Origin of the sequence: Pseudomonas weihenstephanensis (genome assembly GCF_001043055.1) — a bacterium.
Classification (GTDB): domain Bacteria; phylum Pseudomonadota; class Gammaproteobacteria; order Pseudomonadales; family Pseudomonadaceae; genus Aquipseudomonas; species Aquipseudomonas weihenstephanensis.
Genome location: NZ_JYLF01000002.1, coordinates 432,114 through 450,389, shown reverse-complemented (window position 1 = coordinate 450,389; position 18,276 = coordinate 432,114). Strand labels below are relative to the sequence as shown.

The following is an 18,276-nucleotide window of genomic DNA, read 5'->3' as shown; positions in this document are numbered from 1 at the left end:
GCAAGGGTGTGTCGGCATTCGCTTGCGCAAATGCCGGACGATCCGAAATTAAAGGAGCCGCGCGAGCGCGGCGGGTATCAGACAATCACCGGGCAGACTTGATCGCCGAGGCCAGTTGCTTGCCGGCTTTGGCCGGGTCGGCATTTTTGTCGCTCATGAAGTTGGTCACCACGTCAAAAATCGCGCCCTGAACGGCCAGAGAAGTGGCCATGTTGTGCGCCATGCTTGGCAACTGACCTTTCTCACCTGCCGCAGCAAAGTCTTTGGCGGACGCTTGTGCGCAGCTGTCGAACGTGCTCATGTCCAGGTCATTGCGAACCGGAATCGAGCCTTTGTTCTGGTTGAACACGTACTGGAACTCAGGTTCCAGCGCGACTTTGGCTAAATCGTCACGCGCGGCATTGTTGCCGGGGGTGTCGTTCTTTTTGGCCAGTTTGAACATCGCCAGCGAGTCGATGTTGTAGGTGAAGCTGCCTTGAGTGCCCGGAAATGGCACGCACTCATAATCAGTGCCGGCTTTTTTACCCGCCGCGGTCCATTCACTTTTCGCCCAGTCACCCATGATCTGCATGCCCGCTTTGCCGTTGATGACTTTGGCGGCTTCCAGGTTCCAGTCCTGACCACTGCCATCGGGGTCCATGTAGCCCTGAAGCTTTTTCAACTGAGTAAACACCTCAGTCATGTGCGGGCCGGTCAAGGTGGCCTCATCGTTTTCGACAAACACTTTTTTGTAGCCTTGCGGGCCCATGATGCTCAGCACCATGTCCTCAAAGACCGTGCTGTCTTGCCACGGCTGCCCGCCGTGGGCCAACGGAATGAAACCTGCGGCCTTGAGCTTGTCACCTGCGGCATAGAGTTCGTCGAGGGTGGTCGGGGCTTTGTCGATACCGGCTTTTTTGAACGCTTGCGGGTTGATCCACAACCAGTTCACGCGATGGATGTTCACCGGTACGGCCACATAATGGCCATCGAACTTCATGGTGTCAGACACCGTCTTGGGCAGCAATTTGTCCCAGTTGTTACTCTTGGCGACCTCATCCACGTTGGTCAGCAGGCCCAGTGCGGCCCAGTCCTGAATGTCCGGCCCTTTGATCTGCGCAGCCGAAGGCGGGTTACCGGACACCGCACGGGTTTTAAGCACGGTCATGGCCGCAGCACCGCCGCCGCCTGCCACTGCACTGTCTTGCCAGGTGTAACCGTCTTTTTCGATCAGTTTTTTAAGGACATCGACAGCTTTAGCTTCGCCGCCCGACGTCCACCAATGCACCACTTCAACATTGCCTTGGGGGTCGGCTGCATAGGCATTGAGGGGAAGTAGCGAAGCGAGGGAAATAACAAGGGCGAGGCGGTTGAATGCATTCATCGAAGGACCTTTCTTGTTGTTATGACTGAGCAAGTCTGTTGCTTGCGCTTACAAAGAGTCTACCCACCTGTCGGGAGGCTCATGTAACGAAAAGACGCTCATTTGTCACCACTCAGTGACAAAACGTCCACGGTTTTCGCCAGCACTATTCATTCTCCTGCAAGTGGTGAAATCGGATACATCACAGAATTCTTGCTATCAAACCTGTAAAGCAATTTCCGCATTACCTGTAGGACGCATCCCTAAGTCGTTTTCCCACGTTGTACACGCAAATTACTTCAGCGAATCTGTTGAACATCGTTACAACTTATGAACGGATGCCGACGCCCATCAGGAGATACACGCCATGTCCAAATGCAATCCTTTCCTGCCCAATCAACACTTCATTTACCCCCTCAAACATCAAAACGGAGAGATATACGCGTGGAAAGTGGATATTCAGCGCTCTGGCAAAGTGCATATTCAAGTTTTTGAGATCAGTGAATATGGCAGCGAAGAAGCCGCATTACTGGCGGCCGAACGCGTGCGTAATCAGTGGGTGCTGAAAATGCCCCTGTCCTTTAGCTACGAACACCGCCAGCGCCTGATGCCCCATAACACCAGCGGCCATCCGGGGGTTTATCGGATCCAATCAAACAACATCGAGTACTGGCGAGCGACCACGCGTATTCATGGCTACAACTTGAGCAAGAGTTTTCGCATTGATCGCTACGGCGACGAACAGGCCAAACTCATGGCGCTACAAGAACGCGAACGCCAATTAACGTTGTGCAACGAACCGTATGAAGTGGCCATGGAAAAGTTACAACAGCACTTCAGTCAAACCAGTGCGCGCGTGCGTGAAAACCGCATCAAAGCCGCCATGATTAAAAAGGCGCCCGAACCCAGCGTCGAGCCATCGCCCAACCCGTTTCTGGAGCCGCTACTGCCCATTAGCGCCGAACAGGCCAGCTTGTCGATCAGCCGGCACTTGGCGGCCAACAGTAAAGAAAATACCCACTGATGAGGCGCACACCGGTCACTCATTCCACCACGCGCGGTAAAAACAAGGTCACCCGCAAGCCGCCACGGCGCAGGTTTTGCAAACTGACCTCGCCGCCGTGGCTATGCGCAATATTGCGCGCGATCCCCAACCCCAGACCATAACCCTGCTGTTGCCCTGAGAGCCGGAAATGCGGCTCAAACACTTGCTCCAGCCGCTGCTCGGGCACCCCAGGCCCTTCATCGTCTACGTGCAGCACAAACGCGTGCGCGTCATCTTCGATCAGTAAATGCGCGTTGTGGCCGTATTTGAGCGCGTTGTCTATCACGTTGCCCATGCATCGGCGCAGCGCCAGCGACTTGCCTGCATAGGGCCAGTGTGCCCGCCCGGTGAGTGTCACCCGGCCATTACCGTGTGGGAGCACGTAAGGTTCAATCAAACAGTCGAGCAGCAGATTCAGGTTCACCGGCTCGATGTTTTCGTGAATATCGGTGTCTTTTACACATTGCAGTGCGCCTTTGACCAACAGCTCCAACTCATCCAGATCGCGACCGAACTTATGTTGCAACTGCTCGTCTTCAAGCAACTCAACCCGCAGACGCAAACGGGTGATGGGCGTGCGCAGATCATGGGAAATAGCACTGAACAGTTGGCTGCGCTCCGTCAGGTAGCGACTGATGCGCGCACGCATGGTATTGAACGCCCGTGCGACTTCCACCACCTCACTGCCACCGCCGATTTCGATGGGTTCAACCTCTTCCTCACCCAACGACAAATCCCGCGCAGCCCGCGCCAACCGCTTGAGCGGGCGGCTTTGCCAGTGCACCAGCAAACCGATGGAAAGCAGCAAAAAAACACTGCTCAGCGCAATGAACCACAGTTGCATGGCCGGCAGCCCTTCTTCTTCCAGGCTGGTATAGGGCTGTGGCAGCAGTGAAGCGATGTACAGCCATTCACCGGGCGCCATCTGGATTTGCGTCACCAGCACCGGCGGGTTGACAGGTTCGAGGGTCAAGGCAAAGTGCGCCCAGGAGCGTGGCAGTTCATCGAGTTTTAGCCCTGCGTTGAAAATACGCAGGTCTTGGGGGCTGACGAACTTGACCGACATGTCGACATCCGGCCCCAACGATTTACGCAGGACCTGATCCACTGCACGGATCACAGCTTCCTTGCGCTGCGTGCTGGGCAATACCTGCATCTCCAGGGGGCGCTCATTGAGGCTTACGACAAACCGCGTACCGCCCATGCTGCGCATTTGATCGAGTACCAACGGTCGATAGGCCAACGGCAGGGAACGCAAGTAACTGACCGTGGCATTCATCGAGTGCGCCAGGCTGCGGGCACTGGTCACCAGCCCCTCAAGTTGCGTGGCGCGCAATTGTGAGAGCCAGATCACGCTGGATAACGTTTGCGCCAGCAAGATGGCCAGCAACGTGAGCAGCAACATGCGCCCCAGCAACGAACGGGGCACACGCACTTTGCGCAACCGCTTAATGGTCATGCCCGTGGCTGACCTCGGCCGCCAATTGATAACCGCTGCCGCGCACGGTACGAATCAGCCGTGACGGTTTTTCGGTGTCACGCAGGCGTTGGCGCAAACGGCTGACGGCCATGTCGACGATGCGGTCCAGCGGCATCAGGTCACGTCCGCGCGTGGCATTGCCGATGGTGTCGCGGTCCAGAATTTGTTGCGGATGATCGAGAAACAGCTTGAGCAGCGCAAAGTCGGCGCCCGACAGAATCACTTCTTCGCCATCGGCATGGAACAGCCTGTGGGACACGGTGTTCAGGCGCCACGCGTCAAACATCATAATCGGGTTGCCGCCCTCCGGGCTGACACTGGCAAACTGCGCACGCCGCAATAACGCCTTGATCCGCGCTTGCAATTCACGCGGGCTGAAGGGCTTGCCGAGGTAGTCGTCTGCCCCCCATTCAAGCCCCAGAATCCGGTCGGTTTCGTCGGAGCTGGCAGTGAGCATGATGATGGGCGTCTGGGCACAGCGCGGATGTTGCCTGACCCAACGGCACAAGCTGAAACCGTCCTCGTCGGGCAGCATCACATCCAGGATCAATAAGTCGCTGGGGGCCTGTTCCAGTGCCTGCCGAAACCCCGCTCCCTCACCCACGGTGCGCACCTGAAACCCCGCCCGGGTGAGATAGAGATCAAGCAGTTCGCGGATTTCCTGATCGTCGTCGACCAGCAAAATGGATTTGCCCAGAGCACTCACAGTGGCGTTCCTTATTGTTTTTATCGATCAAACAAACAACCGTAGACGGATTACGCCTCCTGGCCAAATGCTTGTTGCAATGCCACGCCTGCGCCCATCAAGCCCGGATACGGCGCCGTCACCAGCCACACCGGAATGCCATTAAGGTAATCGCTCATGCAGCCTTTATCGGCAAAGCTTCGGGCAAAACCGCTGGCCAGAAACAGATCGGCAAAACGCGGGATCACGCCACCCACGATGTACACGCCGCCGCGCCCGCCCAGGGTCAAGACGTTATTGCCCGCCACGCGTCCCAACCAGCAACTGAACTGCTCCAGCACTTGACGCGCGACTGGATCACCCGCCAGCGCTGCGGCCGTGATGGCGCGATCGCTGTCGAGTACCGGTGTGTGACCCTCCACCGCGCAAATAGCACGATAAACACGCGCCAAGCCGCTACCACTCAACACCGACTCCGCGCTGACATGCCCGATTTCGTTGTAGATGTGCTGCCATAACTGGACTTCGCGCGGGTTACTCATGGGCAAGTCGACGTGGCCGCCCTCCCCCGGCAAGGCCATCCAATGCCCTTCGCCCAGATTGAGCAAAGTGCCGACGCCAAGACCGGTACCAGGGCCGATCACCACAGCAGGGCGCGTCGGCTCAGCGACACCGGCACACACCTGACGCACATCCTCAGGCTGCAAGCGCGTCATGCCGAGCGCCATCGCACTGAAATCGTTGATCAACAGCAGGCGATCAACCTCAAGCGTTCGGCAAAACGCCACGCGGCTCAGGCGCCAGTGATTGTTGGTGAAGCGAAACTCATCGCCACTCACCGGCCCCGCGACCGACAGGCACACCGCACCCACAGCCCCTAATGGCAGGCCCAACCCGTGCAGATAGACCGTAATCGCGTCTTCGGGGCACGCAAAGTCGGCAGTGGCCAACACACTGACTGAACGCAACTGGTCGTTTTCCCACAATGCAAACCGCGCATTGGTGCCGCCAATGTCACCGACCAAAGCTAACTTCATTTGAGGTTTTCCAGAGACGAGGTGAAGGTGCTGGCGCCCTGTTCAGCCGAACTGAAGGCCTGGCGCATAAACGCAAACAACTCACGCCCGGTGCCCACCGCGTTGCTCAAGGTGCCGACGGCCGGGGTGCGTGCGGCGAATTCTGCCTCATCCACCAACAGTTGCAACGTGCCTTTGACGCCGTCGACACGAATCATGTCGCCATCCTGCACCCGCGCCAGTGCGCCGCCGATGGCCGCCTCGGGGCTGACGTGAATCGCCGCCGGGATTTTGCCGGAAGCACCCGACATGCGCCCGTCAGTAATCAACGCCACTTTGAAGCCACGGTCCTGCAACACACCCAGAAAGGGCGTCATCTTGTGCAGTTCAGGCATACCGTTGGAGCGCGGCCCCTGAAAGCGCATCACCGCTACAAAGTCGTGCTCCAGCTCCCCAGCCTTGAACGCATCGGCCAGTTGCTGCTGATCCTGAAAGACCCGGGCCGGGGCTTCGACGATTTGATGCTCAGGTGCAACCGCCGAGACTTTCATCACCCCGCGCCCCAAGTTGCCCTCCATCACCCGCAACCCGCCTTCGGGCGAAAATGCACGGGCCACCGGGCGCAGGATACTTTCATCGAGGCTTTCAATCGGGCCTTCACGCCATACCAACTCACCGTCCACCAAGAACGGCTCGCGGGTATAACGGCTCAGGCCGCGACCGGCCACGGTATTGACGTCTTCATGCAGCAAGCCAGCGTCGAGCAGCTCACGAATCAGGAACGACATACCGCCTGCCGCCTGAAAGTGGTTGATGTCGGCTTTGCCGTTTGGATAAACGTGGGACAAGGTCGGCACCACCTCGGACAAGTCGGCCATGTCTTGCCAGGTCAATTGAATACCTGCCGCTTGCGCAATCGCGGGCATGTGCAGCGTGTGGTTGGTCGAGCCACCCGTGGCGTGCAAGGCGACGATGGAATTGACCAGCGAGCGCTCATCCACAATTTCACCCAGCGGGATGAAGTTGCCGCTTTGTTTGGTCAGACGCGTCACCTGATGAGCCGCCTCGCGGGTCAGGGCATCGCGCAATGGCGTGTAAGGATTAACGAAAGAGGCACCTGGCAAGTGCAAGCCCATCACTTCCATCAGCAGTTGGTTGGTGTTGGCAGTGCCGTAGAAGGTACAGGTGCCGGGGCTGTGATAGGACTTCATCTCGGATTCGAGCAGTTCTTCGCGGCTGGCTTTGCCTTCGGCGTAGCGCTGGCGCACATCGGCTTTTTCTTTGTTGGAAATACCCGATGGCATGGGTCCGCCCGGTACAAAAATCGTCGGCAGATGACCAAAGCGCAACGCGCCCATCAGCAGCCCCGGTACGATTTTGTCGCAAATGCCCAGCATCAGCGCGGCATCGAACATGTTGTGCGACAGTGCCACAGCGGTCGACAAAGCAATTACCTCACGGCTCAGCAAGCTGAGTTCCATGCCCGCCTCGCCTTGCGTCACGCCATCGCACATGGCTGGCGTGCCACCGGCGAATTGCCCGACCGAGCCCATTTCACGCAGGGCTTGCTTGATTTGCTCGGGAAAGTGCTCGTAAGGCTGATGCGCCGAGAGCATGTCGTTATAAGACGAAACAATTGCCACGTTGGCGGCATTCATCAAGCGCAGGTTGTTTTTATCGTCAGTGCCACATCCGGCCACGCCGTGGGCGAAGTTGGCACATTGCAGCTTGCCGCGTTGCGGGCCGTCACTGGCGGCGCCGCGAATGAGCGTCAGGTATGCCTCACGGGTAGCTCGACTGCGGGCAATAAGACGCTCGGTGACTTCAAGAACGCGGGGATGCATGTGTTGAACTCCAGGCTAACGGATGTGGCGACCTGTGCGTGTCCTATGCTGATCGAAGGGCCAGACACGCAACTTCGATCATTTGGACCCGTTGATTCAGGTCACTCGTTGTAGATAAAACAAAATATTGCCACCAAAATGGCTTGTTTTCTATTTCTATGCGAATAATCTTGTAATTCCAACAACAAATCGATGGCAGGCGCTTTCCATGACTCTACGAATCGCAATCAATGGTTTTGGCCGAATCGGCCGTAACGTCCTGCGCGCACTGTATACCCAAGGCTACCGCCAGGACTTGCAGATCGTCGCCATCAACGATCTGGGTGACAGCGCTATCAATGCTCACCTGCTCAAATACGACACCGTTCACGGCACCTTCGAGGCCAGCGTTGAACACGATCAGGAAAGCCTGACCGTTAACGGCGACCACATTGCTGTCACAGCCATTCGCAACCCGGCCGAACTGCCGTGGGCCGCGTTGAAGATCGACGTGGTGTTCGAATGTACCGGTTTGTTCACCGAACGCAGCAAGGCTGCGGCGCATATTAGCGCTGGCGCACGCAAGGTGATCATCTCCGCACCGGGCAAAAATGCCGACGCCACCGTGGTGTACGGCGTGAACCACGACATTCTGCGTCAATCGCATCAAATTATTTCCAGTGCATCGTGCACCACCAACTGCCTGGCACCGATCGCGCAAATTCTGCACCGCGAGCTGGGCATTGAAAACGGCTTGATGACCACCATCCACGCCTACACCAACGACCAGAACCTGACTGACGTTTACCACACCGACCCGTACCGCGCGCGTTCGGCCACGCAGAACATGATCCCGAGCAAAACCGGTGCCGCTGAGGCCGTGGGCCTGGTTCTGCCGGAACTGGCCGGTAAATTGACCGGCATGGCAGTACGCGTACCGGTGATCAACGTGTCGCTGGTCGACCTGACGGTTGAGCTCAAGAGCGAAACCACTGCGGCGCACGTCAACGCGCTGTTCAAAGAGGCCAGCCAGCATTCCAGGGTCTTAGGCTACAACAGCCTGCCGCTGGTCTCGAGCGACTTTAACCACAACCCGCTGTCGTCGATTTTCGATGCCAACCACACCAAAGTCAGCGGCAAGATGCTCAAAGTGCTGGCCTGGTACGACAACGAATGGGGCTTCTCCAACCGTATGCTCGATAACTGCCTGGCGCTGTGCAACGCGGAGTAACGCGATGATCGGCATCAGCTTCACGACGGCCACCCTGGCGGCGCGCAAGCGCATCGCCCTGGTGGCCCACGATCACTGCAAAGGTTTTTTGCTCGATTGGGCCGAACGCCACAAAGCGACTCTCAGCCAACATGACCTGTGCGCCACGGGCACCACCGGTTTGTTGCTGGGCCAACGATTGGGGCTGCCCGTCGAAAGCATGATCAGCGGCCCCTTGGGCGGCGATCAGCAAGTGGGGGCGCGCATTGCCGAGCAACAGGTCGACATGCTGGTGTTTTTTTGGGACCCGTTCGAGCCGCAACCTCACGACCCGGACATCAAGGCACTGTTACGCGTGGCAGCCGTGTGGAACATTCCCGTGGCGTGCAATGAATGCAGTGCCGATTACCTGCTCAGCAGCCCGTTGATGAGCGAGACCCACCCACACCGCATTCCGGATTACAGCGCGTACTTGAAGGGCCGCGTGTAAACACGTCCTCCACTGCGCAATCACTGGCGCAGCCGTCATCAAACCAGCGTTCACTCGACGCTCGCGCGCGATCAGACGACGCCTTCGACAGAGGTTACGGGGTGGGGCGCGCCACTCAAATGCGCGCTGGCGAAAACAGCACTTGACCAAACATACAGATGATAAGCATTATCATTTGCTCAAAATCGGTCTGGTAGCACTGTGAGTCAGTCCCACTTCAATCAAGTCTTCCTCACGCAGCGGGTCATCCTGTTGCGCACCTTGCAGCGCATGGTCAATAACCCAAGCACCGCCGAGGATCTGTTGCAGGAGACGTACCTGCGCGTGACCCGAGCCTTGAGCGAACGCACGGTTGAACACCTTGAGCCATTTGTGTACCAGACCGCACGCAACCTGGCGCTGGACCATTTGCGCGCCCGACGTATCCAGTCGCGTACGGTGCTCGAAGACGTGCCCATCGAGGTGATCGAAGGGGTCGCCTCCCCTCTCAGCACCCCGGAAGAAGCCCATCAAGCCGCGCAATTACTGGAGCGTTTGAGTGTGAGCCTGAGCCAGTTAAGCGTGCGTCAGCAGCGCATTTTCATCCTCAGCCGCCTGCATGGTTGCAGCTATCAAGAGATCGCCGAAGAACTTGACGTGTCACTGAGTACGGTTCAAAAGGAACTCAAATTGATCATGGCAATCTGTGTCGGGGTAGCCGAGCGACTGAATCGGCCTTAACCTTTACGGGATGTACCCGTAAGCAAGATCCGATTTGGCCGCATCGCGCCCAGGATTCCACGACGTTGAACACGACCGCACCCCAGATTGCCAAGGAACACCCGTGAAGGACACTCAACCCCCTGCGGCGCCAAAAGTGGCACACGACGTTCTGCAAGACAGTGCCATGGATCAGGCGCTGGATTGGCTGATCGTGCTTGAGTGTGCCGACGATGGCGAAAAAGCAGCGTTCCAGGCGTGGCTCAAGGCAGATCCCGCCCATGCGCAAGCGTTCGCCAAAGCCAATGACGTGTGGAACGGCCAACCGTTGATTGAAGCGGCACAAACCCTCAATACCCCTCGCGCACCCAGCGTGATGCGGCGCATCGCCCGCCACTGGAAACACTTGGCCACAGCGGCCGTGCTGGTGCTCTGTGTAGGCGGCTACAACAATGTGCCGCTGCGTTTGCAAGCCGATCACCTGACCGTGGTGGGTGAGCGCCAGCGCCTGCAACTCGAAGACGGCTCCAAGGTGCTGCTCAACACCAACTCCGCGTTTTCCAGCCGCATGGTCAACGCCCAGAGCAGCGCGCGCCTGTATCAGGGCGAAGCCTATTTTGAAGTGCCGGCCAATCTGGAATTCCCCCTCGTACTCGAGGCCGGCCCGGTGCGAGTCAGCGTGCGGGACACCGCGTTCGCCGTGAGCTACCTCAATGGTCAGGCACAAGTGCGCGTGCAACGGGGCGATGTCGATTTACGCATGAGCAGCGTCGGCACCCAGATGCGCTTGTCCGCGGGCAACAGTGTGAGCATTGGTCCCAACGGGTTCGGACAACCGGTCAAGCTCAATCCGCAAACCGACCTGGCCTGGGTTCAAGGGCGCCTGGTGTTTGAAAACTGCCCGATGGGCAAGGTGCTTGAAGAAGTGCGGCGCTACTACCCCGGCTGGATCGTCAACAACAATGAGCAACTGGCCAGTGTTGCGGTCACTGGCAACTACCGCCTGGACCAGCCGCTGGACATCGTGCGTTCGCTGGCCCACATCACCTCTTCCAGCCTTTCGGAATTCCCGGCGCTGGTGATTCTCAATTAATGACGTTTTTTTTACTCGATAGCCGAAGGTCATACGTCTCGTTGTAGTCAATGCAACTGATTCGCATTTTGAGTCAGCTTTGCAACTATAAGATTCGTTCACCACGGAGCGCTATCAATGCCCACTCGTTTCAACAGCCGGTCCTCTTCCAACGTCCGCACACGTTCCAAGCACCCGTGCACGTTATCGTTGTTGACCGTCGCCGTACTGATGGCCGGCGCACATGCGGTACCGGCCATGGCCGCGACCGATGCGCAACCAGCCAGTCGCTCCGTGGGCAATTACACCTTTGCAATTTCGCAACAGCCACTGGTGGCCGCGCTTAACGACTTTACCGCTGTGACCGGCTGGCAAGTGGGCCTGACCGCCGAACTGGGGCAGAACGTCTCGTCACCGGGCGTGCGCGGTTCGCTGTCACCGGAAAAAGCCTTGGAACGCCTGTTGATCGGCACCAACCTGAGCTATCGCAAACTGGGCACAAACACTATCGTCCTCGAAAAGCGCGCTGGCAGCAGCGCCACCCTTGCCCTGCAACAAGTGACCATCAGCGCCACGCGTCAGGAACAAGACGTGATCACAGTGCCCAGCACCGTGACCGTGCATGACCGCCAGCAACTCGACCGCCAGAACGTCAACACCATCAAAGAACTGGTGCGCTATGAGCCAGGCGTCTCGGTGGGCGGTGGCGGCCTGCGGGGTGGCATCAGCGGTTACAACATTCGCGGCATCGACGGCGATCGCATCCTGACTCAGGTCGATGGCGTTGAAATCCCCAACTCGTTCTTCAACGGCCCGTTCGCCAAGACCCAGCGCAACTACGTCGACCCCGAAATCGTCAAACGCGTAGAGATCCTGCGCGGTCCGGCGTCCGTGCTGTACGGCAGTAACGCCATTGGTGGCGCGGTGAGCTACTTCACGCTCAACCCAGACGACATCATCAAGCCGGGACAAGACGCAGGCGCACGCCTTAAAACCGGTTACAGCTCGGCCGACCGCAGCTGGCTCAAGTCTGCGACCGTCGCGGGCCGTGCCGACCAGTTCGATGGTTTGCTGCATGTGAGCCGCCGCGACGGTCACGAAACTGAATCCTATGGCAATCACGGCGGCACCGGCCTGAGCCGTACCGCCGCCAACCCTGAAGACGTGCGCACCACCAACGTACTGGCCAAGGCCGGCTGGAACTACAACGACGATGACCGCCTGGCGTTCACCTACGAGCACTACAAAGACGACCGCGACATCAATCAAAAGAGCGTGGTAGGCGGCCCGTTCAACCTCGGCGCACCGATGGGCATGTACAAATCGCGTAACGGCAACGACACCGTCAGCCGCGAGCGTTTTGGCATAGAAAACACCTTTGTGCTCGACAGCGTGCTGGCTGATCACGGCAAGTGGAGCCTCAATTATCAAGTCGCCAAGACCGACCAGAGCACCGAAGAGCGCTACTTGCCGTTTGTGCGTGACGTGTATCGCACCCGCGACACCCTCTACAAAGAGCAGCAATGGGTGTTCGATGCGCAATTTGACAAAGCCTTTGCCATTGGCCCCACTGACCACTTGCTGACCTACGGCACCACGGTCAAACACGACAAAGTGACGGGTTCGCGCAGTGGCAGCGCGGTGTGCCTGGCGGTCGGCAGTGGGTGTAAAGCGGTGGGCGCACTCAGCACGGCCAAAGGCGATGTGTTCGCTAAAATCAGCGACTTCCCGGACCCGACCATCAACACCTACAGCCTGTTTGCGCAGGATGAAATCAGCTGGAACCAGTGGACGTTCATGCCGGGCGTGCGCTACGACTACACCCGCCTCAAGCCAAAAATCACCCAGGAGTTCCTCAATGCAGTGAACCCCAGCGGCACCGACCCCGTCAGCGATGATGAAAAAACCTGGCACCGTCTGTCGCCAAAACTGGGCGTGACCTACGCGTTCAACGATCACTACACCTGGTTCGGCCAATACTCCGAAGGCTTCCGTACCCCGACCGCCAAGGCGCTGTATGGCCGGTTCGAGAACCTGCAAGAAGGCTACGTGGTAGAACCCAACCCCGATCTGGAACCGGAAAAAAGCAAAAGCTACGAAACCGGCCTGCGCGGCCACTTCGATGAGGGTTCATTTGACGTTGCCGTGTTCTACAACAAATACCGCGACTTTATTGACGAAGACAACGTCAAGCCCGGCTACGACCTCGACAGTTTCCAGAGCCGCAACATCAAGCACGCCACCATCAAGGGTGTTGAGCTCAAAGGCCAACTGCAACTCGACGCGTTCGGCGCGCCACGCGGCCTCTACACCAAAGGTTCGATTGCTTACGCCTATGGTCGCAACGATGACAACGGTCAACCGCTCAACAGCGTTAACCCGCTGACGGGCGTATTCGGTCTGGGTTACGACCAGGATAACTACGGAGGTTTGGTGAGCTGGACCGTGGTGAAGAAAAAGAACCGGGTCGACGACACGGCGTTCAAAGCACCCGACATCGAGGGTAAACAATTCAAGACCCCGGGCTTTGGCATTGTGGATGTGAGCGCCTATTACAAAGTCACCCAAGACGTGACCGTGAGCGCGGGCGTGTACAACCTCACCGACAAGAAATACTGGTTGTGGGATGACGTGCGCAGCTACGACGGCGTGGGCGAAGCCTCGGCAGTCAACCCGGCCAACCTGGATCGCTTGACTCAACCGGGTCGCAACTTCGCGATCAACCTGGTCTGGGACATCTGATTCGGCCCCTCACTGCGCAGCGTTTTTACCTGTGCGGTGAGGATTTTTTACTGTGACGCGTCTTCTTGTTCGTCTAGTTACAAAGCGCATCTCATTCTCAAGGACATCTTCATGACCCCTCAAGACACCGCACAGCGTCCTGCCCTGCGTTCACAACGCCTGAACCAGATCACCAACGAGCCGCATCAAAAGCTCGACGCGCTGGTCAAAGCTCACAAGCCGTTTGAAACCCGGGAAAACTTCGCCCGTTTTGTGGTGGCTCAATACCTCTTCCAGGCCGAACTCCAAGCGCTGTACACCGACCCGGCCCTGAAAGAAATCGTGCCTGACCTGCCCCAGCGTTGCCGCGCCGAGCACGCCAAAGCTGACCTGGCCGACCTCAACACCGAAGTGCCCGCACCTGTCGCGGGTGCGGTCAACGCGCCGAGCAAGGCCCAGGCACTGGGCTGGATCTTTGTTTCGGAAGGTTCCAAGTTGGGTGCCGCCTTCCTGATCAAACGTGCGGTGGCCCTGGAGCTGAGCGAAACCTTTGGTGCGCGCCACCTGGGCGAACCGGCCGGTGGTCGTGCTGAAGGTTGGAAAAGCTTCGTCAAAACCCTCGACGGCCTGCAATTGAGCGCCGAAGAAGAAGCCGACCTGGACAAAGGTGCCGTTGCCGCCTTTGAGCGTTTCACCGTATTACTGGAACACGCCTACGCGGCTGAGCCAGAACTGGCTTAAGCTAGACCTGCCCGGTCAGCATGTGCTGGCCGGGCATTTTTTTATGCGTCTTGAGCTTATGACCCGCCAAACCCAATCCTCGTCGAAAATAGCCCAAATCCTCTTTGGCCTGCTGGCCTACGTCAGCCTGGGCATTGGATTGATTGCCATCGTGATACCGGGGCTACCGACCACCGAGTTCATTTTGCTCGCCGCCTGGGCCGCGACCAAAAGCTCCCCGCGCCTGAGTGCATGGCTAGAAAACCACCGGTTGTTTGGCCCGATCCTGATCAACTGGCGCAATGGCAAGATCATTCAGCGCAAAGCCAAAGTCAGTGCCACCATCAGCATGCTGATATGTGCGGGGTTGATGTTGTATGTGCTTGAGCATCAATGGCCGGTGTTTTTGGCCATTGCAGGTATGAGTGTGGGCAACCTGTGGATTTGGTCGCGGCCGGAACGGCTGCCTTCGGCGCTGTAGGCCCGCAGCTTTGGGCTTTGTGCTTTTAACCAGCCCCTGCCACCACCCAATTAGCCCAGCCGACGCAAAGGCCACGTCGAGCTTAGGCGAGGCGGCCGGATGGCAGGGCAGATCAAAAGCAGGTCAAACCATTGGCCTGCGTGTGCAGGCCAATGGTTTTACAGCGTCAACGCACCGCTATAAAGCGCATACGCCGCTGCCAATGCTGCAATCACCACTGCCCCGAAGATCACCTGTTCAATGGCCTTGAACAGCGGCTCACCCTGCTCATGCTTGGCTTTGGCAAAGAAGAAGACACCCGGTGCGTAGAGCAACGCCGACAGCAGTAAATATTTCGGTCCCGCCGCGTAGAGCAACCAGATGGCGTAGACAAGGGCCAGCAGCCCCACCACCAGGTCCTTGACCCTGCGTCGGCTCGCGTTCGAGTAAGTCTCACCTTTTACACACAGCAACACCGCATAGGCAGCCGACCACAAGTAAGGCACAAGAATCATCGAGGACGCGAGGTAGATCAGGCTGGTGTAGGTGCCCGCAGACACCAGGGTGATGAGCAGAAATATCTGAATCATCCCGTTGGTCAGCCACAGCGCATTGACCGGCACGTGGTTGGCGTTTTCCTTTTTCAGGAACGCCGGCATGGTGTTGTCTTTGGCCGTGGCGTACAAAATCTCAGCACACAGCAAGGCCCACGACAGCAACGCGCCCAGCAATGAGATGGCCAGCCCGATACTGATTAAAATCGCCCCCCACTCTCCGACTACGTGCTTGAGCACGCCCGCCATTGACGGGTTTTGCAGCTTGGCCAGTTCTGGCTGGGTCATGATCCCCAGCGACAGTACGTTGACCATTACCAACAGCGCCAGCACGCCGATAAAACCAATGACGGTGGCTTTGCCCACGTCCGAGCGCTTTTCTGCGCGACCGGAGTACACACTCGCACCTTCGATGCCGATAAATACAAACACCGTCACCAACATCATGTTGCGCACCTGGTCCATCACGCTGCCAAGGCTGGGGGTTTCGCGGCCCCAGAAGTCCGTGGTGAAAATATCGGCTTTAAACGCGACACCCGCCAACACAATAAACATCACGATGGGGACGATTTTCGCCACCGTGGTCAGTTGATTGATAAAGGCCGCTTCCTTGATGCCCCGCATGACCAGAAAGTGCACGCCCCACAGCAGCAGCGAGGCGCAACCAATGGCAATCGGCGTATTGCCCTGCCCAAATACCGGCACGAAATAGCCCAAGGTACTGAACAGCAGGACGAAGTAGCCGACATTGCCCATCCAGGCACTGATCCAGTAACCCCAGGCCGATGAGAAACCCATGTAATCGCCAAAACCGGCCTTGGCGTAGGCATAGACACCTGAGTCGAGTTCAGGCTTGCGGTTGGCCAGGGTCTGAAACACAAACGCCAGCGCCAGCATGCCAACGGCTGTAATCCCCCACCCCATCAAAACAGCGCCACCCGCTGCCCGTTCGGCAATATTTTGCGGCAGCGAAAAGATCCCCCCGCCAATCATGGACCCGACCACTAACGCAATTAATGCATTAAGCCGAAGCTTCTGGGTGTTTTGCGACATCGCCACCTCGTTATACGGTTTCGAACAATTCATCGTTCACAGTTAATAGGCTACCGCTGTTCACTGACTAAATACATGTCGCATTTATACGTCTATTAACCCCCGCAATAAGCCCCTTTTTTTTAATCGCTAGTGCGTCTATTGAAACCCAGAACAATCCCCCTATGTGAACCAAGGTTTAATTTCATGCTGTGGTTAATGAAACATGAACGCCACATTTGCAAATCTTCAAATAGTGACTAGCTTCAATCCCCACGACCTCGCGGCTATCCACCTATTAGCCACCTTTTAAGACCTCTGGAGCGCGCGTTTGAGGAAGCGTCAAAATAATACGTGATTGCGACCTTCCCGCTCTATTAACAATGGAATGTCGTAATGCGCTGATCTAAGTCAAACGGCTGAAATACCCACGCCATTATCTTAAGGCCTCACTTCTCCTAGATTGGAGTCACCACAAATGTCTGATACTCCCGGAAAACTACGATTGGGTGCGTTGGTTGCTCTGGTAGTCGGTTCTATGATTGGCGGCGGGATCTTTTCGTTGCCACAAAACATGGCCGCCAGTGCCGATGTTGGAGCTGTACTTATCGGTTGGGCAATCACCGCCGTCGGCATGCTGACCCTCGCTTTTGTATTCCAGACCCTGGCTAACCGCAAACCCAACCTGGACGGTGGCGTGTACGCCTACGCCAAGGCCGGTTTCGGCGATTACATGGGTTTCTCATCAGCCTGGGGTTACTGGATCAGTGCCTGGCTGGGCAACGTCGGTTACTTCGTCTTGCTGTTCAGCACCTTGGGGTACTTCTTCCCGGTCTTCGGCGAGGGCAACACCCCGGCCGCGATCATCGGCGCTTCAGTCTTGCTGTGGGCCGTCCACTTCCTGGTACTGCGGGGCATCAAAGAAGCGGCGTTCATTAACCTGGTGACCACGGTTGCCAAGGTCGTGCCGCTGGTGCTGTTCATTCTGATTGCCGTGTTCGCGTTCAAACTGGACATCTTCACCAGCGACATCTGGGGCTTGAAAAACCCGGACCTGGGCAGCGTGATGGATCAGGTGCGCAACATGATGCTGGTCACCGTGTGGGTGTTCATCGGTATCGAAGGCGCGAGCATCTTCTCTTCCCGTGCCGAGAAACGTTCAGATGTAGGTAAAGCCACTGTGATCGGTTTCATCACCGTGCTGCTGTTGCTGGTACTGGTGAACGTGCTGTCGCTGGGCATCATGACTCAGCCTGAACTGGCCAAACTGCAAAACCCGTCGATGGCCGCTGTGCTTGAGCATGTGGTCGGTCACTGGGGCGCGGTATTGATCAGCGTCGGTTTGATCATCTCCTTGCTGGGTGCCCTGCTGTCATGGGTGCTGCTGTGCGCCGAAATCATGTTCTCGGCCGCTAAAGACCACACCATGCCGGCGTTCCTGAAAAAGGAAAACGCCAACCATGTACCGGTCAACGCCCTGTGGCTGACCAACGCCATGGTGCAGGTGTTCCTCATCATCACCCTGTTCTCGGCCAGTACTTATCTGTCGCTGATCTACCTTGCGACGTCGATGATCCTGGTGCCATACCTCTGGTCTGCGGCCTATGGCTTCTTGCTGGCGGTACGCGGCGAAACCTATGAAAACGCACTGGCTGAACGCAAAAAAGACCTGATCATCGGCGGCATCGCGTTGATCTACGCCATCTGGCTGATCTATGCCGGCGGCCTGAAATACCTGCTGCTCTCGGCTCTGCTGTACGCACCCGGCGCCATTCTGTTCGCCAAGGCGAAGCTGGAAAGCGGCCAACAAATCTTCACCACTATCGAAAAAGTTATTTTTGCTGCCGTAGTGATCGGCGCCCTCGTGGCGGCTTATGGACTCTATGACGGCTTCCTGACCCTGTAACTCCCTGTTTATGTACTTTGG

15 protein-coding genes are annotated in these 18,276 nt (G+C 57.5%); 9 read left to right on the top strand and 6 right to left on the bottom strand.

The annotated features are described in order from the left end of the window. Window positions 1-85: 85 nt before the first annotated feature. On the bottom strand, window positions 86-1,363 hold the full coding sequence (locus tag TU86_RS06270) for an ABC transporter substrate-binding protein (RefSeq protein ID WP_048363434.1): 1,278 nt from the start codon (window positions 1,361-1,363) through the stop codon (window positions 86-88). A gap of 346 nt (window positions 1,364-1,709) precedes the next feature. On the opposite strand from TU86_RS06270, the gene TU86_RS06265 reads away from it, so the two are divergent. Beyond that, entirely contained in the window at window positions 1,710-2,366 is a 657-nt protein-coding gene (locus TU86_RS06265; protein ID WP_048363433.1) for an AP2 domain-containing protein, read from the top strand. 19 nt (window positions 2,367-2,385) lie between these two features. Here TU86_RS06265 and TU86_RS06260 read toward each other — a convergent pair whose 3' ends face one another. Genes TU86_RS06260 through edd form a run of 4 tightly spaced genes read right to left on the bottom strand, consistent with a single transcriptional unit; the run spans window position 2,386 to window position 7,412 of the window. Next, entirely contained in the window at window positions 2,386-3,846 is a 1,461-nt protein-coding gene (locus TU86_RS06260) for an ATP-binding protein (protein ID WP_048363432.1), read from the bottom strand. Continuing rightward, window positions 3,836-4,573, bottom strand: a complete 738-nt coding sequence (locus tag TU86_RS06255; protein ID WP_048363431.1) for a response regulator — start codon at window positions 4,571-4,573, stop codon at window positions 3,836-3,838. The genes TU86_RS06260 and TU86_RS06255 overlap by 11 nt, the downstream gene beginning before the upstream one ends. 50 nt (window positions 4,574-4,623) lie before the next feature. After that, window positions 4,624-5,589 carry a glucokinase gene (locus TU86_RS06250; RefSeq protein ID WP_048363430.1) on the bottom strand — a complete coding sequence of 322 codons (966 nt, stop codon included), beginning with the start codon at window positions 5,587-5,589 and terminating at the stop codon, window positions 4,624-4,626. Beyond that, window positions 5,586-7,412: a phosphogluconate dehydratase gene (gene edd, locus TU86_RS06245; protein ID WP_048363429.1), complete on the bottom strand. Its 1,827-nt coding sequence runs from the start codon at window positions 7,410-7,412 to the stop codon at window positions 5,586-5,588. Before edd ends, TU86_RS06250 begins: the two co-directional genes overlap by 4 nt. A 208-nt stretch (window positions 7,413-7,620) precedes the next feature. On the opposite strand from edd, the gene gap reads away from it, so the two are divergent. From gap to TU86_RS06210, 7 genes are all read left to right on the top strand, one after another. Further along, window positions 7,621-8,622 carry a type I glyceraldehyde-3-phosphate dehydrogenase gene (gene gap, locus TU86_RS06240; protein WP_048363428.1) on the top strand — a complete coding sequence of 334 codons (1,002 nt, stop codon included), beginning with the start codon at window positions 7,621-7,623 and terminating at the stop codon, window positions 8,620-8,622. Between the two features lie 4 nt (window positions 8,623-8,626). Further along, window positions 8,627-9,091, top strand: a complete 465-nt coding sequence (locus tag TU86_RS06235; protein WP_048363427.1) for a methylglyoxal synthase — start codon at window positions 8,627-8,629, stop codon at window positions 9,089-9,091. Window positions 9,092-9,292: 201 nt separating this feature from the next. Next, window positions 9,293-9,811, top strand: coding sequence for an RNA polymerase sigma factor (locus TU86_RS06230; protein WP_048363426.1), 519 nt, complete (start codon window positions 9,293-9,295; stop codon window positions 9,809-9,811). 166 nt (window positions 9,812-9,977) lie between these two features. Continuing rightward, entirely contained in the window at window positions 9,978-10,883 is a 906-nt protein-coding gene (locus TU86_RS06225; protein WP_082149345.1) for a FecR family protein, read from the top strand. Between the two features lie 117 nt (window positions 10,884-11,000). Further along, window positions 11,001-13,604 carry a TonB-dependent receptor gene (locus tag TU86_RS06220; RefSeq protein ID WP_048363424.1) on the top strand — a complete coding sequence of 868 codons (2,604 nt, stop codon included), beginning with the start codon at window positions 11,001-11,003 and terminating at the stop codon, window positions 13,602-13,604. Window positions 13,605-13,715: 111 nt separating this feature from the next. After that, window positions 13,716-14,324 carry a biliverdin-producing heme oxygenase gene (locus tag TU86_RS06215; protein WP_048363423.1) on the top strand — a complete coding sequence of 203 codons (609 nt, stop codon included), beginning with the start codon at window positions 13,716-13,718 and terminating at the stop codon, window positions 14,322-14,324. 58 nt (window positions 14,325-14,382) lie between these two features. Then, the gene (locus TU86_RS06210) at window positions 14,383-14,784 is read left to right on the top strand and encodes a YbaN family protein (RefSeq protein WP_048363422.1); all 402 of its coding nucleotides are present in this window, start codon (window positions 14,383-14,385) and stop codon (window positions 14,782-14,784) included. 158 nt (window positions 14,785-14,942) lie between these two features. Here TU86_RS06210 and arcD (TU86_RS06205) read toward each other — a convergent pair whose 3' ends face one another. After that, the gene (gene arcD, locus TU86_RS06205) at window positions 14,943-16,370 is read right to left on the bottom strand and encodes an arginine-ornithine antiporter (protein ID WP_048363421.1); all 1,428 of its coding nucleotides are present in this window, start codon (window positions 16,368-16,370) and stop codon (window positions 14,943-14,945) included. Between the two features lie 457 nt (window positions 16,371-16,827). Between arcD (TU86_RS06205) and arcD (TU86_RS06200) the strand changes: the two genes are divergently transcribed. Continuing rightward, entirely contained in the window at window positions 16,828-18,255 is a 1,428-nt protein-coding gene (gene arcD / locus TU86_RS06200; RefSeq protein ID WP_048363420.1) for an arginine-ornithine antiporter, read from the top strand. Window positions 18,256-18,276 lie beyond the last annotated feature (21 nt).

What these genes read in the sequence shown, in the direction of transcription:
- TU86_RS06270 (WP_048363434.1), bottom strand. Translation starts at nt 1,363, where the DNA reads ATGAATGCATTCAACCGCCTCGCCCTTGTTATTTCCCTCGCTTCGCTA.
- TU86_RS06265 (WP_048363433.1), top strand. Translation starts at nt 1,710, where the DNA reads ATGTCCAAATGCAATCCTTTCCTGCCCAATCAACACTTCATTTACCCC.
- TU86_RS06260 (WP_048363432.1), bottom strand. Translation starts at nt 3,846, where the DNA reads ATGACCATTAAGCGGTTGCGCAAAGTGCGTGTGCCCCGTTCGTTGCTG.
- TU86_RS06250 (WP_048363430.1), bottom strand. Translation starts at nt 5,589, where the DNA reads ATGAAGTTAGCTTTGGTCGGTGACATTGGCGGCACCAATGCGCGGTTT.
- edd (WP_048363429.1), bottom strand. Translation starts at nt 7,412, where the DNA reads ATGCATCCCCGCGTTCTTGAAGTCACCGAGCGTCTTATTGCCCGCAGT.
- gap (WP_048363428.1), top strand. Translation starts at nt 7,621, where the DNA reads ATGACTCTACGAATCGCAATCAATGGTTTTGGCCGAATCGGCCGTAAC.
- TU86_RS06235 (WP_048363427.1), top strand. Translation starts at nt 8,627, where the DNA reads ATGATCGGCATCAGCTTCACGACGGCCACCCTGGCGGCGCGCAAGCGC.
- TU86_RS06225 (WP_082149345.1), top strand. Translation starts at nt 9,978, where the DNA reads ATGGATCAGGCGCTGGATTGGCTGATCGTGCTTGAGTGTGCCGACGAT.
- TU86_RS06220 (WP_048363424.1), top strand. Translation starts at nt 11,001, where the DNA reads ATGCCCACTCGTTTCAACAGCCGGTCCTCTTCCAACGTCCGCACACGT.
- TU86_RS06215 (WP_048363423.1), top strand. Translation starts at nt 13,716, where the DNA reads ATGACCCCTCAAGACACCGCACAGCGTCCTGCCCTGCGTTCACAACGC.
- TU86_RS06210 (WP_048363422.1), top strand. Translation starts at nt 14,383, where the DNA reads ATGACCCGCCAAACCCAATCCTCGTCGAAAATAGCCCAAATCCTCTTT.
- arcD (WP_048363421.1), bottom strand. Translation starts at nt 16,370, where the DNA reads ATGTCGCAAAACACCCAGAAGCTTCGGCTTAATGCATTAATTGCGTTA.
- arcD (WP_048363420.1), top strand. Translation starts at nt 16,828, where the DNA reads ATGTCTGATACTCCCGGAAAACTACGATTGGGTGCGTTGGTTGCTCTG.